Source organism: Paraflavitalea sp. CAU 1676 (assembly GCF_029223285.1).
Lineage (GTDB): Bacteria > Bacteroidota > Bacteroidia > Chitinophagales > Chitinophagaceae > Paraflavitalea.
In genome coordinates this window covers 268,369-283,623 of sequence record NZ_JARHUJ010000009.1, presented here as the reverse complement: position 1 = coordinate 283,623, position 15,255 = coordinate 268,369, and the positions used below count along the sequence as shown (strand labels likewise).

The 15,255-nt window shown below is 47.5% G+C and carries 16 protein-coding genes; 7 read left to right on the top strand and 9 right to left on the bottom strand.

Annotated features, from left to right (window positions below):
- Positions 1–41: 41 nt before the first annotated feature.
- The 4 genes from P2H89_RS28195 to P2H89_RS28180 all read right to left on the bottom strand — a co-directional run bounded on the left by P2H89_RS28195 (position 42) and on the right by P2H89_RS28180 (position 2,795).
- Positions 42–692: a hypothetical protein gene (locus P2H89_RS28195; protein ID WP_275833468.1), complete on the bottom strand. Its 651-nt coding sequence runs from the start codon at positions 690–692 to the stop codon at positions 42–44.
- Between the two features lie 113 nt (positions 693–805).
- Positions 806–1,015: a hypothetical protein gene (locus P2H89_RS28190; protein ID WP_275833466.1), complete on the bottom strand. Its 210-nt coding sequence runs from the start codon at positions 1,013–1,015 to the stop codon at positions 806–808.
- 169 nt (positions 1,016–1,184) lie between these two features.
- Positions 1,185–1,946, bottom strand: a complete 762-nt coding sequence (locus P2H89_RS28185) for a hypothetical protein (protein WP_275833464.1) — start codon at positions 1,944–1,946, stop codon at positions 1,185–1,187.
- A gap of 78 nt (positions 1,947–2,024) precedes the next feature.
- Positions 2,025–2,795 (bottom strand): hypothetical protein, encoded by a 771-nt coding sequence (locus tag P2H89_RS28180; protein ID WP_275833462.1) that lies wholly within the window; start codon positions 2,793–2,795, stop codon positions 2,025–2,027.
- 499 nt (positions 2,796–3,294) lie between these two features.
- Here P2H89_RS28180 and P2H89_RS28175 point away from each other — a divergent pair, with 499 nt between their 5' ends.
- The 5 genes from P2H89_RS28175 (at position 3,295) to P2H89_RS28155 (ending at position 6,863) form a co-directional block, all read left to right on the top strand.
- Entirely contained in the window at positions 3,295–3,969 is a 675-nt protein-coding gene (locus P2H89_RS28175; protein WP_275833460.1) for a hypothetical protein, read from the top strand.
- Positions 3,970–4,317: 348 nt separating this feature from the next.
- Positions 4,318–4,530: a hypothetical protein gene (locus P2H89_RS28170; RefSeq protein WP_275833458.1), complete on the top strand. Its 213-nt coding sequence runs from the start codon at positions 4,318–4,320 to the stop codon at positions 4,528–4,530.
- 416 nt (positions 4,531–4,946) lie between these two features.
- Positions 4,947–5,822 carry a GIY-YIG nuclease family protein gene (locus tag P2H89_RS28165; protein ID WP_275833456.1) on the top strand — a complete coding sequence of 292 codons (876 nt, stop codon included), beginning with the start codon at positions 4,947–4,949 and terminating at the stop codon, positions 5,820–5,822.
- Between the two features lie 347 nt (positions 5,823–6,169).
- Positions 6,170–6,472 (top strand): hypothetical protein, encoded by a 303-nt coding sequence (locus P2H89_RS28160; protein WP_275833454.1) that lies wholly within the window; start codon positions 6,170–6,172, stop codon positions 6,470–6,472.
- 73 nt (positions 6,473–6,545) lie between these two features.
- Positions 6,546–6,863, top strand: a complete 318-nt coding sequence (locus tag P2H89_RS28155) for a hypothetical protein (RefSeq protein WP_275833452.1) — start codon at positions 6,546–6,548, stop codon at positions 6,861–6,863.
- Positions 6,864–6,975: 112 nt separating this feature from the next.
- On the opposite strand, the gene P2H89_RS28150 is transcribed toward P2H89_RS28155, so the two are convergent.
- The 5 genes from P2H89_RS28150 to P2H89_RS28130 all read right to left on the bottom strand — a co-directional run bounded on the left by P2H89_RS28150 (position 6,976) and on the right by P2H89_RS28130 (position 13,215).
- On the bottom strand, positions 6,976–7,629 hold the full coding sequence (locus tag P2H89_RS28150; RefSeq protein WP_275833450.1) for an NAD(P)-binding domain-containing protein: 654 nt from the start codon (positions 7,627–7,629) through the stop codon (positions 6,976–6,978).
- A 100-nt stretch (positions 7,630–7,729) separates the two neighbouring features.
- Positions 7,730–8,350 (bottom strand): Crp/Fnr family transcriptional regulator, encoded by a 621-nt coding sequence (locus P2H89_RS28145; protein WP_275833448.1) that lies wholly within the window; start codon positions 8,348–8,350, stop codon positions 7,730–7,732.
- Positions 8,351–8,472: 122 nt separating this feature from the next.
- Complete coding sequence (locus P2H89_RS28140) at positions 8,473–9,993, bottom strand: arylsulfatase (RefSeq protein ID WP_275833446.1); 1,521 nt, start codon at positions 9,991–9,993, stop codon at positions 8,473–8,475.
- Positions 9,994–10,168: 175 nt separating this feature from the next.
- On the bottom strand, positions 10,169–11,581 hold the full coding sequence (locus tag P2H89_RS28135) for a S41 family peptidase (RefSeq protein WP_275833444.1): 1,413 nt from the start codon (positions 11,579–11,581) through the stop codon (positions 10,169–10,171).
- 152 nt (positions 11,582–11,733) lie between these two features.
- Positions 11,734–13,215 (bottom strand): BACON domain-containing carbohydrate-binding protein, encoded by a 1,482-nt coding sequence (locus tag P2H89_RS28130; RefSeq protein WP_275833442.1) that lies wholly within the window; start codon positions 13,213–13,215, stop codon positions 11,734–11,736.
- Between the two features lie 244 nt (positions 13,216–13,459).
- Here P2H89_RS28130 and P2H89_RS28125 point away from each other — a divergent pair, with 244 nt between their 5' ends.
- Positions 13,460–14,539, top strand: a complete 1,080-nt coding sequence (locus P2H89_RS28125) for a TlpA disulfide reductase family protein (protein WP_275833441.1) — start codon at positions 13,460–13,462, stop codon at positions 14,537–14,539.
- Between the two features lie 82 nt (positions 14,540–14,621).
- The gene (locus tag P2H89_RS28120; protein WP_275833439.1) at positions 14,622–15,047 is read left to right on the top strand and encodes a hypothetical protein; all 426 of its coding nucleotides are present in this window, start codon (positions 14,622–14,624) and stop codon (positions 15,045–15,047) included.
- Positions 15,048–15,255 lie beyond the last annotated feature (208 nt).

Sequence of the window (15,255 nt, the reverse complement as noted above, 5' to 3'; positions counted from 1 at the left end):
TAAAGGACTTTGGTTAATTTAAAGCTGTTGACTTCAGGTTGCTAAAACCAGTCATACGTTATCTCTGGTACGGCGGACACAAAGGGAACCCATTCGAACTCATGTTTTGCCACGAGATCAATGACCCTCTTCAAAAGCATATAGCGCTTTGTGCTAATATTCCTTTTATAATACTCGTTCTTCTTCCCATCCCATTTCAATTTTTCGATTGAATAGGTGGGTATCCGGTGGTTTGCGATTGTATCAGCGGAGGGCCAGGCCAATTCGTAGTACGAATAATGGTCGACCAGCGGCCAGTCTATTTCCTGCAATTGCGGACGGCTGCTCCCTTTTTTGAATACATTAATGGTGCCTGTTATCAGGCGATCTTTCTCTATTACCTCCTTTTGGGAGAAAAAGTAACTTACGGGATTGTCTGCGAACAATACTTTAGGTACATAGGTCATTCTCTCATCGAAACGCTGTATCTGGTAGATACCGTTCTTCTTCGAAAAGAGGTACCAGGTGCCATTTTTATACGCTGATTCATAACCGACCCAGCTCAATCTAAAAATAATAGCGGAGTCAATATCCTGGCGTGAAATCTCCCGCCTGAGGCGATCATAGCCATATTGTTGGGCAAAAGCGCCGGACGAGGAAGCCAGCCATATTATAGCAAACAGGAAAAGCGTTTTGGGGTAATTGTGGGGCATGGGGGTGCGCGGGTTAGCCGCTGGTATAAATATACCCTGCAATCGTTGATCTTTTTCATAAACAAAGATTAAATACAGTTAGCGATTTCGGTTTATACGAACCGGTACGAAGATCAGACCCAACCGAGGCGAAAGGCCACCTCTTCGATGGGCAGGTTTACAAATTCAAAGAAATGGGGAAAGGGAATGGGCTTTCTTTGCTGCAGTCCATATGCTATTCTTACTGCTCTTCTATTACGTAAAGCCTGCCGGTCGCCGACGCCATAAAATGTCTTAAAGTCTTCAGTGTTGAGTTTGCGGTATTTAAACTGTTCTGGACACATACTCCTACATTTTTGTGGTTAATAAAAATGGTTTGTGACTCAAAAAGGAAAGGCGGGAAAGATTGATCCGATGGAGTATGTTTGGTTGGGATGTACGCGTAGCTATCTATAAGATTCCATCTTCACACGATTCCATAAAATATTTTCAACTTTTTTTTCCGGGCCGGGGCTAGTGGACGTCTATGACCGTGAGCGAGCCGGGAGCAACCGACTCTTTGAGTCTACTTTGACCGTTTACATAACCATACCACTGGATTCCGAGGGCGATAACCTGCACCAAATGGCCTTCCGTTTTTGGAGGGATGGATAGAGAGCAAGCTGATACCTGTAAGCGCTTTATGGGAAAGCAGGTTGTTTTAGCGGCCGTGAGCGTGCCCGTAAATACAATTGGATCCAAGATGGCACTCATCAGCCATATTCTTGCATGGCTGACGTTGGCCGGAGGCTTCAAATAGTATGCGGGCACAAAGGCAGGTACTTCTATTGAAAGGCTACCCTTATGCGTATTGGGGTTAATTGAAAATGGCAGGGTGCAAACTTCTTCGAAACGAGCTGTTTCGTTGAACTCAAAACCGATAAGCTCGGCCAGGTTTTCTGTCATTAGTATCCCACTGCCAAAAATATTGGATTCATCGGCCATCAATGCGCGGTTTATGATGCCAGTGAGCTGTCCCGACTTGCATTTTATGCCGAGGGGTTTGCTGCAGGCAGTCAGTAAGGCTTGCGCAAACTTCACTGCTCTACCAAATTGTGCAGCGAGGAGCCGGGAATTATAGAACCTGGGATCGTTCTTTACCTGATCGCGGGTTAGGCCGACTTTGCGTACGTCATAATGACCCTCTTTGGGTATAAAGGCATAGCCGGGCAGGTATTTTCGCGGCAAGCGTTTAGGCTCACGATCTGCCTTTGGCTCGTTATTCTTCTTTTTCATGACTTTTCATTTTGAGCTGTTTTAAACAGGGGGCCGGACGAACCGGCCCCTTTTGTGGTGTTCCCTTGCGGGCTGCCTTTACCCACCGGATGCGGGTGGTGTATCGATCGCGAGGATCTGCAGGGCATTCTGCTTTTTGGTATTGGGATATACCTTGTTGTTGACCATCTTCATGAACTCGACCCCGAGAATGACGACGATGGGCTGCGTGGACGCTGCCGGCAGGGTAAGTGCCAGCGTGGTTACTGCACCCTCGTTGTTATCGTGCGGCAAATTGGGCGTTGACAGCCGGAAGCTGAAGCTGGCGCCAGTGGAGAAATCCAACGCAGCTGCGGCGGCGAACAGGCGGTAGTGCGTGACACCTCCTGCCGGGGCCGCTACCCGCTCCTGCGGGATGAGCGCGGGGACGGTTACATTGACCTGACCGGTTGCACGATTGGCCGTTGCTGTGAAGGGTACCCTTACTGTAGATGAGAGGGGTACGCCGAGGTTGAAATCGAACCCATCGAGCAGGCCCATATTGCCGGACTGCACCTGGCGGTAACCATAGTCATTGACCGCATCGGCCTGGAGGGCGGCGATCATGGTTTGGGTGAGGCGACTGATCATGCGATTGTCGGACGCTTTGAAGATCTCGTTGGAGAAGGCTTCGCGGAGTATACGACTGGCATTGCCACCGGTGGCGAACTCGAGGTTATTAAGGCGCACCTGCTCGTAGTTGGGATCATTCTTCAATTTATCGGCATTGAAGAGCGCCTTCTTTTGGGCCATGTAGCCATCCTGTGTTTTGGAGAAAACGAGGTCATCGACAGACCCTTTAAGCTTTATCAATCCTATTTGCTTAGGCATAACTTTAATTTTTACTTGTTAATGAATAATAGAAAGGGTGGTTGCCCGCGAAGCAACCGGTATGAACAGACTTTCCCTGTGCGGAGGGGGCGCCAGCTGCCCTACCGCTTTTAGAGAAAGAGTATCATTTTAAAAAGTTGTGCTATTTATACGGGACCGGTACGGGTGCGGTACGGATCGGGTACGGGAGCGAGTGGGAACCGGTGCCTTCAAACTGTTTGACGGAGGATCTTATGCCACCTGACTATTTCCTGACTGCTGATCTTTTACTGTTGCTATAACCTTGTACTGCAAACGTAGGATAATTGAAAGGGTGTTTGCAAATTTTTGAGATGGTATTTTGGAGCATGTCAGGTTATGTCATGACATGTCATGACATAACCTGACATGGGCAAAATCAGGTGCACGAAAATTAGGAAATGGGGTATGCGATGTTGTAGGTTTGTTATGTGCAAGACGAACAACAAACAATATTCATCACTCTATTTAATGACATTTTATGAAAGCAATTGTCATCAACTTAAAAGAAAAGCAAGAGGTAACATTGCAAGAAGCAGGTCGGGAAGAATTTGGCCGACTCTGTGAAGCGACCGGCTTAATACATACCTGCTTAAGGCCGGTGATCTATGAAGACACGAAGGCCTTGAACCGGGGAGCGTTGGTGAAGCAGCTGGCCCGGATACAGAAAACGGATATGCATAATAACTATGGAGAGCGAACGGTGGAAAATGGCGACCTCACGTTGCTGGAAGGGCATGAACTGGGCGGACGGAAGTCTGTACACCAGGTGAGCTATATGAAGTTTGAAGGGGATATCAATGGCAGTACCGGCATTTGCTGGGTGAAAGTGCCTGCGCTGCGCCCTTTGATAGACCTGCATACGGAGCGGGCGGCTACGCATGTGCGATTTGTAGCCTGTGCGGCCAGCTTTGACTTTGCGCGGAAGACCTTTGAGCGGAATGTCGTTTACTCCAACTACCTGTCGCTCGATGAGGAGCACCCGGAAATTAACCTGCCGGTGATGGTGAAGGTGCTGGATGGAAAACCTCTCCTATTGTTCTTTGGGCTGGGTTTTTACCAGTGCGTTAATGGGCGTTATCACCTGAGTTTATCGAACGGGGGGATGATGCTGCAATGCCTGAAAACGGCCAGGGGTGAAGCGGAACCTTCATGATATGCCCTGACGACTTCGACTATCTTTCTCCTTACATAATTGCAACCTGTGTGGGACCGGCCGGACTGCCAGGGTTGTGATCGGCAACGTTGCCGGGGCTTTGACTAGTGGCCCCTCTCCTCTTCACTACGGGTTTACTCCTTTTGCCAAAATACTAAAAATCGGTGCGCCCTGCCTGGCGCAGAGCAACCACCCGGTGTACAACGGGCTGGACGACCATGCCAGCTGGTTTGTAATGACCTGCCCTGGGCGGCCACCAACGGGGATGATTCCCTACCCACCGGCAATCGGCGTAGCCTGTAGTGATTTTTCTATAAATCTATTGTTCAACTTTAAACGTATGTAACTATGGGTATTCAAGAAAGACTTCAATCGCCTACACCGCCCTTCTTTTCGAAGTTGCGGAACTGGGGGCTGATACTGGCGGCGGCCAGTGCTGCGATCCTTACCACACCGGTAGTATTGCCGGCGATTGTGGTGAAGGTAGCAGGCTACCTGGCAGTGGCCGGAACAGTAGCCAGCACCGTGAGCCAGGCGGTTGTAGACAACCAGAAGCACTAGGATTCAATATAGGTTCTAAATGGTTAATGGGGCAACCCCGTCCGTGAGGGCGGGGTTTTTTGGTGGGAGCGCGAACAATTTTCGACCAATTATTTCAGTTGAATATCTGATTAACATATAGAAGACTCGATGAGCCATTGCGCATTTGACAAAAATCAATTAACTCGCCGACCGTAAATAATTATTTTTAGCCAATGTCATACATCGTGGGGGACCATCATAAATGTAGAATAATAAAAAAAGGAACTTCAAACACATTTGAATCTAGATGCAACTTGCCTATATTTAGTAGTTGCAGCGATAATTTTGCATGCAGATTTCACTAATCGTTACTAAAACAAGGTAAACGTTTGTAATCTTATTCCCGTGCCATCTCCAATGATTGGAATGGTTGCAGGCACTGTAAACACAAATTCATGAAATTCGGAAAGACAATAAAACTATTCTTGCTTGATGGTGATTCTAATGGAAGAATTACCTGCGAACTATCAAACTGGACAGGTAAAGCCTACAGAATTCCAAGAAATAAAGTGAAAGATTCCATAGACCGAGAAGACCTAGCAAGCACAGGTGTTTACTTACTTTTTGGTAAAGACGAAGATTTCAATGACCTTGTATATATTGGAGAAGGTGAGGAAGTTTTAAAAAGGATTATTCAGCACCTACCACAAAAAGACTTCTGGCATGAAACAATTGTGTTTGTTAGCAAAGACGAAAATTTGAACAAAGCACATATTAAGTATTTAGAAAATCGACTTTACGATACCGCAATTACTGCAAACAGATATAAAATTCTAAATAGCGCTGTACCCACAAGGTCATCAATATCAGAGTCTGATCAGGCCGAAATGGAAGAATATCTAGAAAACATCAAGCTCCTTGTAAATACACTTGGACATAAGGTTTTTGAAGAAAAACGTGAGGCGCAACCAAAGCAAATAATTCAAAAAGACATATTTTTTATAAAAGCGGCCCGGGGCGCTGATGCGCAAGGAAAATCAACATCGGATGGTTTTGTCGTTTTCAAGGGATCAAAGGCCGCGATGACAACCGTCCCATCTATTACTCCATCTTTCTTAAGATTACGGCAAAGATTAATTGAAGAGGAAGTGCTTATAGAAAACGGCGAATCTTACGAATTTTCTGAAGACTATGTTTTTTCAAGTCCTTCAACCGCGGCCGTGATGGTAATGGGACGCAATGCAAATGGATTGGAGGAATGGAAATTATCAAACGGAACAACGCTAAAAGACTTTGAAGTACTTAATATTAACAAGACCAGCCAAACTTAAGTAAACTATGACAGTGACGACAAACTCATTCTAAACTCTTCTTGTTGGCTACTTGCGATCAGGACGTCACCTATAAATAAACCTGGAAGGCTATTTACTTCGCCTAGCATTTAACTAACCGCAAGATTCCCGGCACTCCATACGAAAAACTTTCCATACTTCCACTGGGCGATCGCACAAGGGATATTCGAAATATTTTCTGCAGCTTTGTAGAAGTCGATCGAAACGATTTTTCCGCTAACAGTTCGCAAGGTGTGACTCAAGCTTTTTTACGCATGCACCGACCTCGCGAGAACCAGATCACCCAACCACAGCGCTGAGCTTTTTTCACAATTAATCCTTTACTCATGAGTAAGAAAATGCTTCAACGCTACAAAAAAGCCAATCGCCTCCAGGTACTATCCAAAGAAGAAAAACAAAATCCCCAAATCGTTATCGATGCCTTCTTCGACGGCTTTCACCTCAAAGAAGTTCGCAAAGAAATGTGGAACTGGCTATGCAGCGCCCTCGGTAACCAGAACTCCTGGCACGAAACAGGTTTCGAACGCGGCAACCTGCTCTTCCTTTACGAAAACCTACAGAAGCTCGCAGAAGCCGCCTACATCCTCCACCAACAAGAACAGCACAAAAAGAAAAAGCCGGGGCAATGATCCATCGCCCCCGCCCTATTGTTTGTATGCCCTGCCTGTTTCGTCTTTTAATCCACCACCTCAAGCTACTGCCATGAAATTCCAGATTGCTGTAGTACAAAACGGCAAAAACATCTTCGACATCGACATGACTCCCCTTCGCAAACCAGCAGACATTACCCGCGTGTTTGACCTGCTGGTCCAAAAGTTTCCCGCCAGCGAAGGCTTCTACCCCATTATTACCGTTACCACCACCGAATTCAGTCTGCTCCCCGCCAATGAGGTTACCGACGCCCTCCAAAATGACGCCCTCCCTGACTACCTTATGAAGATCAAGAAAAGTGAAGAGAAAAATGAGCGCTTTTCGAAAGCGTTCTATGATTACTTCAAATCAACCGTGCACCTGCCTTAGCAACAACCCCGCCATTTTGGGACGGGGCTGTTGCCTGCTATACAGATTTGAAGGTTGATTCCGTTTCGGTAATCCGAAGAAATTCTTCTTTACTTTATGGAGTCACTTTGAACTAAATCTTTACCTCGGCCTCAGCCAGGGTAACGGTTTTGCCCAATGCTCCAAACTCATGCAGGTCGCCAAATACCTCTATCCGAATAGACTGATCGATGGCACCCACCCGCAATGGCTCAAACCCACTGTCTTTTATCAATTCCTCTACGATGGAGTTAACGCCCGATTGATCGGTTGTGTAAAACAACACCGCTTTATCCGGCTGCTGAAACGCTACATGCTCCAGCGATGCTGCAGCCAATGTTCCAAACGCCTTCACCAGCTTTGCCCCTTTGGGCAATACCGCCTTGTTGACCTGCCCCGCAGACTGACTGGCCTCAATTATCTTTTTAAACCCACCGTTTTCATCGGGCGCAATAGGATTGGAGGGATCAATGATGACCTTCCCTTCGAGTTCAGCCTCGTATTGCTTCAGCAATTCTGCGATGACCGGAAACCATACCGCGAAGATCACGATCTCTGCCTCCTTAATGGCGGCAGGTATTGACAAAGGCGTGGTAAGTGTGCCCAATTGCTGCGCCAGCTGCCTTGACTTTTCCTCTTTGCGATCTGCAATAATAACCGGGCGGCCACCTTTCACCAGATTGGCTGCTACTACCTTTCCTATATTGCCAAGACCAATGACTGCGACTTTTGTTTTTGTAGTTGACATCACTTTTTCTTTTGTTGTTAAGAATTATTTGTAATGCAAACTTCCGACGAAAAGCAGGTGCGGTCCAATGACCTGGTTTAAGAAATAGCCTTGATCCAGTTTAAGATTTTGAGGGCTTTTTGGCGTTCTTTTTCCGGTTGCGCAGCCGGCTCAGGAATTCGGGCGTGATGCCCAAATAAGAAGCTATTTGAACCTGAGAAAGTCTGTTTACCAAATGCGGGTATACATCGAGAAATGACTGGTAGCGCTCCTCAGCCGTGGAGCTGATGTTTTGCAGGAGACGCTCCTGTAAGCGCACAAAACTGTTTTCGATCAGCACCCTGAATATGCGATCAAACTTTGGCGCTGCCGTATATAATTGGATAAGGTCTTCGCGATTGATCTGCAACACGACCGTATCTTCCAGTGCATCGATATTCAAGGTGGAAGGTTTGAGGCCATGGAAACTGCCTAAATCAAGTATCCAATAATTATCTGTGGCGAATTGAAGTATATGGGTGTTCCCCTTTTCATCGATCTTATACATTCTCAAACAGCCGCGCACTACAAAATAAAATTGCGTGCAGACATCCCCTTCCTGCAATACATATTGGCGCTTCCTGAATAGCCGGGGATGAAACTTTTCGGCCACCAGTTCCTTCTCCTTTTTAACCAAAGGGATGAGGCCATTGAAATAACCGAGCAGTGGTTCAATTGACTCCAGGTAGGTTTCTCGTTTCATGTATAGGCGACTTACCCGAAAGGTAGTTCAATATCGGCATTGAACGATCACCCCAAATAACATGGAGCACAGCGCTAGCCGAAGCCGCCTCTGTGCTCCAATGTACTCAACTATTCGAAATTTTAGTTACGCCTGGGCTCACTCATCTTCTGCATGATCTCATCCAAATTGAATGAGGCTGGCTTTTGCCGCGGCGGAAATTCCCTAAACGTGCTGAGCCACTTGGCCACCAGGGCCTGCGCCCCATACATCATCGGCGCACGCTCCACCATCCACATATTGTACAGAATCGACTTATCGCCCCGCTCGAACGGGTCGGCCAACAGATCGAACGTCTTCGGAAAACGGAGCTTGTCAAACCCCTTCGACCATACTTCTATCCCTTCATGGTTTTGCTCTATGAACACCAACTTCCAACGATCGTACCGGATGCCGAATATATCGCCATCATCGCTCCAATATAAAAACTCCCTACGGGGTGACTCTTTCACTTCTCCCTTGAAGAAAGGCAGCATATTGTAACCATCGAGGTGCACCTTCACGGTTTTGGTTTGCAGCTTATAACCTGTTAATGTTTTGGCCACTACATTGGCATCGCCAGCCGCCGCACACAATGTCGGCAACACATCTTCGTGCGAAAATATCTCGTTGTAAATAGTGCCCGCTTTAATTACCCCAGGCCATTTGATCAAGGTAGGCACCCGATAACCACCTTCCCAATTGGTGGCCTTTTCGCCGCGGAAGGGTGTACTTCCACCATCGGGCCAGGACATCAACTCGGCACCATTGTCGGTTGTATAAATAATGATCGTATTCTCTGCTATGCCCAATTCATCTACTTTCTTCAACAGCTTTCCCACATTATCGTCGTGCTCCGTCATCCCATCCGCCTGCAGCCCCAATCCTGTTTTGCCTTCGTACTGCGCACTCAAATGCGTAAATACGTGCATGCGTGTGGAATTGTAATAACAGAGGAATGGCTTATTGGCTTTCGTTTGCCGGTCCATGAAATTAATGGCAGCGACTGTAAACTCTTCATCGACGGTTTCCATCCTTTTCTTGGTTAACGGACCAGTGTCTTCAATTTTTCCGTCGGCCGATGACCTGATCACGCCACGGGGGCCAAACTTTTTCTTGAAGTCTGGGGATTTGGGATAATCAGGATTCTCCGGTTCTTCCTCCGCATTGAGGTGATACAGGTTACCAAAAAATTCATCGAACCCGTGTTTGGTGGGCAGGAACTCATCCTTATCGCCCAGGTGGTTCTTCCCGAACTGACCCGTTGCATAACCCAACACCTTCAGGTATTCGGCTATCGTGGGATCCTGATCGCGCAGGCCTATATCGGCCCCGGGCATGCCCACCTTGGTGAGTCCCGTACGAATGGGCGACTGCCCCGTTAGAAACGCGGCCCTACCGGCTGTACAGCTTTGCTGTCCATACCAGGTATTGAACTTACCTCCCTCCTGGGCTATGCGGTCAATATTGGGCGTTTTAAAACCCATCATGCCCTGGTTGTAACAGCTGGGATTGAACCAGCCTATATCGTCGCCCATGATGATCAAGATGTTAGGCTTCTTTTGGGCAAATGCGGTGGTGCATGCCGCCAAAAGCGGCACGAGCAACAAACGAGACTTCTTCATTTTTATACAGTTACGTTAGTACGATATGAGACTATCCTCAACGTTACCCCTCAAGACACCGTTGGATGTGCTAATCCGCCAACCCGGGGGATCGATCAATTTACCTGAAGCCTGTTTGGTGCAACAAAAAAGCCCGCTGCCTGGTGCAGCGGGCTGAAAATTTGGTATTATTTATTTAAGAGTGTAACCAATTAACGGCGGCCTGCAGCGTCTCGTCTTCTCCACCTGGCTTTTCGTTCACAAACACATCGGGCTGTATTCCTGTAAAATCCTTTTCATTGCCATTGGCCCGTACGAACATTTTTACTGGCGCTGTTGCGATGACGTGTGTGCGAGGAAGCATGAAAGGGAATATTTCGCCAAAATCGTTTCCGGGCTCGGCTGTAGGCTGACCAAATACGGTAGCCAGTTGATAATCTTTAATGGTATTGGCCAGCATGTTGGCACTGGAGAATGTTGAAGGGCCAATCAACAGGGCAGTTTTGCCGGTAAAGCGGTATTGCTGACTATCGGGTGTAGTAAGTGCATCGACCTTAAAACTATAGACGCTACCATTTTTCTCGTTCTGGAAAGGGAAATTTTCATTGCGCAGTGTTGCCATTGCCCTGGCATGGCTGCTGATCTTGTACTTTACTGCACTGACGTTTCTATATGGTTTACCGGTGAAATAGCTAATGAGCAGCTCACCCAGTGCAAAATCGCCTCCACCATTCTTCCTGATATCCACTACCAAGCCTGCTGCCTTACGCTCCTGTATGATCTTAAAACTACTATCCAGGAACGCCGCAAACTTCTCTTTATGGGATCGGTCCATGTCGTTGAACTCTATCACCGCGATGTTGCCGGGCTCGAACTTCAGCAAAAAGGGCTCGGGACGCAGGATAGACCGAGAAAGCACTTTGGTAATGCTATCTGCCTCGCTCCGGGAGAATCCATCAACCGAATAGCGCAGCGTATCGCTGCCTTGCAAGGCTACGATCTCAAAAGGGCTCTTGATATCATCCATAAACAGCAGCTTCCGGATGGCGTCTTTTACGGATACTTTTTTCCAGGCTTCAAGTCCACCGTAGTAGCGCGAGTACTTTTTGATGAGATCAATTGACTTGTGACCGTTGATGGAAAGTATTGTACTACCCGGTTCCAACTTGGGTGTTCTTTTACTTAGATCGACTTCGACTACAAAACCCTCGCTATTGATGCCACGCATAAAATAGGGGAATCGTTTTGACTGCCACACATAGAGACTATCCGTGACGGGGTCGGCCGCTAAGCCGAGGTGGCCTTCATTGAGCGAGGCAGCCAGTGTACTGATGAGCAATGTGGCCTTACGGTGCTCGAAGGAATCGGGCAATTGAGCCAACAAGCGGGTGGCCAGGCTTTGCAATGCTTTTTTTGTCGTTGCGTGGTAGAGGTTGACATGGCTTTCTTCCATGACCTGCATCCAGTATTTGATGTCCTGTGCCAGATCGGCCTTGCGGATCTTCTTCTGTGCGAATGCGGACGAAGACTGCTTGTAATACAATATTTTGGGTTGCGCCTGGATCGCGGTCATCGAGACCAATAGCAGCAGGGTGGTGAGCCATTTCATATGGTGAAGGTCGGGTTTTGAAGGTTAGCATTGTACCGCATATCTATGTGGTATTGAGGCATCGTAAAAAATAACCCCGCCTTCTGCAGGCAGAAAGCGGGGCCCCGTGTTAAGAATTGCCGGGCCTACGTGCTCCCGGCAAGAAGTTTGGGTTATTGTCTTGTGAGTTTACGAACGGCGTCGTTGCCATTATCGGCGATATACAGGTCTCCATTAAGTTTATCGTAGTGAAGATGTGTTGGTGCCTTGTATTTTGCAGCGGTTCCAATACCATCTTCGACCCCTGCGCTGCTACCGGCGATGGTAGTCACGACATTACCACCCGTGATCATTTTGATCTTATGATTGTTTTGATCGGCAATAAACAAGGTATCGCCATTGCCATGCGCTATGCCAAAAGGCGAATACAATTTTGCTGCAGTACCTGCGCCGTCGCCATCACCCTGCATGCCGCCGGCTACGACACTTAATACGCCATTGCTGAGTTTAAGCACCCTGTGCTGTGCATTATCGGTGAGATACAGATCGTTATTGGGCGCCAGCGAAAGCCCATTTATTTTGATATCACCCATGCCACCGTCGTCAGAAGCAAAGCTTCTATGTGTTTCTGCACCAGTATTATCAAACCTCACCAGGTTTCTGCCAGACCAATCTGTTACGTAGAATAGCTTTTTATCGGCAGAAGCCGTAATTACAGCCGGATAAATTGCCTTTGAAAATGTTTTAAACGTTGACACACTACCCGTTGGTGTAACCTGACGTATCACTCCGTTGTTAATATCAGCCACGAGCACATCTCCTAACTCTGACATGGCTAAACCTCCCGGATAATAGAACAATGCTTTTGAGCCATCTGTGTTGTCATTAAATCCGGCCACATGTGAGATACTTCCTGCCAACACAGCACTTGTCCCTGGACTAAATTTTGAAATGGTATGTAAACCAAAATTACCGGTATATACGGTTCCATTATCTGATACGGTAATTCCATACGCGCCATAAGCACCATACAAGGATGTTGTCATCCACACCCAATTGTATTTCACTACCGGGCTCTCCGCAGTTTGCGCGGCTACCTTTACCACGATCTTACCTTCGCCTGCCTTGAGCGGAACTTCCACTTTTAGTTTATTGTGCTGCGCCTCCTTTACAAGGGCCGCTTTACCATTTACGGTCACTGTATTTTCGGCAAGTACAGTAGAGAAACCTTTCCCCTCTATGGTAATGATTTGTGCACCCGCTACCTGGGTTGGTACTGCTGTAATCGCCAGGGTTGTTTCCTGTTGTTTTACAGCGATCGTAACGGCCGGAGCCTGAGCGTCGACAGCATTTAATGTGAGGTTTGCCGTACGATTGGTGCTTGTGGGGTTTTCCTGCACGGTAATTTTGAGGGCAGTTTCTCCTGCTTCGCCAACCGTACGATCTATTGTAAGCCACTCCACTTCGGCAGGAACGGTTATTTTCCAGGCGACATTGGCTTTGAGCGTGATGGTTTCGGAACCGCCAGCCGTCGCTATAACGACTTCCTTTTTGCTGGCATCGACGTATGGCTTTGCTTCCTTTTTACAAGCCACGAAGCCGGCCATAACGGCCATCATCAGGACTATAAACAATTGGACCCGGGGTATGCGCATATTGGTATTTTGGTGCTTGAACGCGGCCGAAGGGCTATTCATGCAAGGAACAGGCACCAACCCCATTTCAAGATGCCTGAACTGGCACCAGTCCGGATGCATTGAACTGGCCCCGACCTAAGATTTCGTTAAAACACCCTTGTGTCGGATGTAATTTTCGGACAAACCGATGAGCAGCCTTATCTTAGTAAGACATCCTACCCCGTTAGTGTTTAGCTTTCACTTTCAACCCTTACCATATTGTATGCAGCAACTTTTACTTGCCTTCGTTTTTACGGTCAGTTCTTTTGGGGCTACTGCGCAAAAGATCAATTATCAAATTACGGGGACCGTTGAGCGGGTTACCGGCTCGAAGAAAATCACTTTATCGGTTCGCGGGGAGGATAAAACCACAAAGATTGCAGACGACGGCAGTTTCTCTTTTTCGGGCACGCTGGACAAAGCCGGAGAAGCTCATATCTCCACCGAAACGTCGACTATCATTTTCATCTGGCTGGACGAAGGAAACTTAGTCATGAATTTTGCCGAATGGAAAATGAACGGACGCTGCCTCCTTCGCACGACCCATGTTTCCGGGAATGACGACAGTTACCTTTACTTCACCAAAACGCTCATTACGCGAGACCCGATCATCCCGACTTCGCAGGAGGAGTATGCCACTCTTGCTCAAAAAAAGTATTACGCTTACCTCGATAGCCTGATGACGGCCAAACCGAACTCAAAAGTGCTGGTTCACCATATCCGTTTCTTCAGCAAGCAGCTAGGCGAAGTAAATACCGGTAAACTATACAACAGGCTTCCAGAAAGTGAGCAAATGACCGATGCCGGGGCTTTAATCCGGAACTACCTGGCCCAGCGTACGGCTTTGAAAGTTGGCTCCACCTTTCCCGACTTCGAATTGTCCGACGTTGACGGCAAGCCGTTTAAAATTTCCTCCATCAAGGCCTCTTATATTCTCGTGGACTTTTGGGATAGTCACTGCGGGCCCTGCCGCGTTGCCCACAAGGAAAACAAAGTCATGAAGGGTAAATTCAATGACCCACGCTTTGAGATCGTGAGCATTTCGGTTGATACCAAGAAACACGAATGGCTGAAGGCTTTAAAAGATCAGGACCTGCCGTGGCCGCAAGCCGTAGACCTGAAAGGTTTTGAAAGCGATATCGCCAAGCACATTCAACTCAATGCCATTCCCTTTTCGGTTTTACTGGATGGCAATATGAAGATCATTGGGGTGGGTATGGATGACGGCAGCCTGGAGCCGACGCTGGCTAAACTGATGGGCTATAAGATGGGGCCCGACAAAAACGAAAAGATCGCTCAGTAATAGTAGACTGACGACCGATTTTGGGTGCACTGACTTTTGACAAGCAATATGGCATTCCTCAAAATATGCTATATTGCCTGCTATGGTGAACCTTGACATTTATACCGATACTATTCTCGATTTCATTCACTCCTCCACGGAAAGGTTTACCAGTGAACATGCACAGCCTTCATCTATCGGAATTTACTGTTGCCCCTGGGCCGGGTGGCTCACCATCAACTTTAACCTACATAAGTCTCCCGAAGAGACGGGCAATAACTGTCCGGATTTTGAATTCGTGGAATATGCTGTTCTCGACCTGGCTGCGTGGCAATTGGAATACGAACAGGATGAACCCGAATTCTGGACTTCGGGTAGCAAAGCCTCGTATGACGAAGAAAAGGGCGATGTCACTATTAACAGCATCGTTTTTTCGTTTCTAGCGCCCCTGATGCCTTATGTAAAAAAACGGCATCCGCAACCCGTTCTGCTTCAACTACTGGACAGTGAGTATGCATCTGTCTATTAATTTTCAATAATTACCTATCTTTTTTCATTGCAGGTAGTATTACCTATACTGCAGGTGTTAACCATACGATTTTACGGATCAAGACACGCGGGTTCTGCCTGAGCTGGGCGCACACTTCCCGGGCGGCCCCAAATTCAATCCCCGACTACATTTCAGCTCCTTTTTGCTTTAAAATATTTATCGTGGTGGACCGTTTGTAATGGCATCA

What these genes read in the sequence shown, in the direction of transcription:
- P2H89_RS28195 (WP_275833468.1), bottom strand. Translation starts at nt 692, where the DNA reads ATGCCCCACAATTACCCCAAAACGCTTTTCCTGTTTGCTATAATATGG.
- P2H89_RS28190 (WP_275833466.1), bottom strand. Translation starts at nt 1,015, where the DNA reads ATGTGTCCAGAACAGTTTAAATACCGCAAACTCAACACTGAAGACTTT.
- P2H89_RS28185 (WP_275833464.1), bottom strand. Translation starts at nt 1,946, where the DNA reads ATGAAAAAGAAGAATAACGAGCCAAAGGCAGATCGTGAGCCTAAACGC.
- P2H89_RS28180 (WP_275833462.1), bottom strand. Translation starts at nt 2,795, where the DNA reads ATGCCTAAGCAAATAGGATTGATAAAGCTTAAAGGGTCTGTCGATGAC.
- P2H89_RS28175 (WP_275833460.1), top strand. Translation starts at nt 3,295, where the DNA reads ATGAAAGCAATTGTCATCAACTTAAAAGAAAAGCAAGAGGTAACATTG.
- P2H89_RS28170 (WP_275833458.1), top strand. Translation starts at nt 4,318, where the DNA reads ATGGGTATTCAAGAAAGACTTCAATCGCCTACACCGCCCTTCTTTTCG.
- P2H89_RS28165 (WP_275833456.1), top strand. Translation starts at nt 4,947, where the DNA reads ATGAAATTCGGAAAGACAATAAAACTATTCTTGCTTGATGGTGATTCT.
- P2H89_RS28160 (WP_275833454.1), top strand. Translation starts at nt 6,170, where the DNA reads ATGAGTAAGAAAATGCTTCAACGCTACAAAAAAGCCAATCGCCTCCAG.
- P2H89_RS28155 (WP_275833452.1), top strand. Translation starts at nt 6,546, where the DNA reads ATGAAATTCCAGATTGCTGTAGTACAAAACGGCAAAAACATCTTCGAC.
- P2H89_RS28150 (WP_275833450.1), bottom strand. Translation starts at nt 7,629, where the DNA reads ATGTCAACTACAAAAACAAAAGTCGCAGTCATTGGTCTTGGCAATATA.
- P2H89_RS28145 (WP_275833448.1), bottom strand. Translation starts at nt 8,350, where the DNA reads ATGAAACGAGAAACCTACCTGGAGTCAATTGAACCACTGCTCGGTTAT.
- P2H89_RS28140 (WP_275833446.1), bottom strand. Translation starts at nt 9,993, where the DNA reads ATGAAGAAGTCTCGTTTGTTGCTCGTGCCGCTTTTGGCGGCATGCACC.
- P2H89_RS28135 (WP_275833444.1), bottom strand. Translation starts at nt 11,581, where the DNA reads ATGAAATGGCTCACCACCCTGCTGCTATTGGTCTCGATGACCGCGATC.
- P2H89_RS28130 (WP_275833442.1), bottom strand. Translation starts at nt 13,215, where the DNA reads ATGCGCATACCCCGGGTCCAATTGTTTATAGTCCTGATGATGGCCGTT.
- P2H89_RS28125 (WP_275833441.1), top strand. Translation starts at nt 13,460, where the DNA reads ATGCAGCAACTTTTACTTGCCTTCGTTTTTACGGTCAGTTCTTTTGGG.
- P2H89_RS28120 (WP_275833439.1), top strand. Translation starts at nt 14,622, where the DNA reads ATGGTGAACCTTGACATTTATACCGATACTATTCTCGATTTCATTCAC.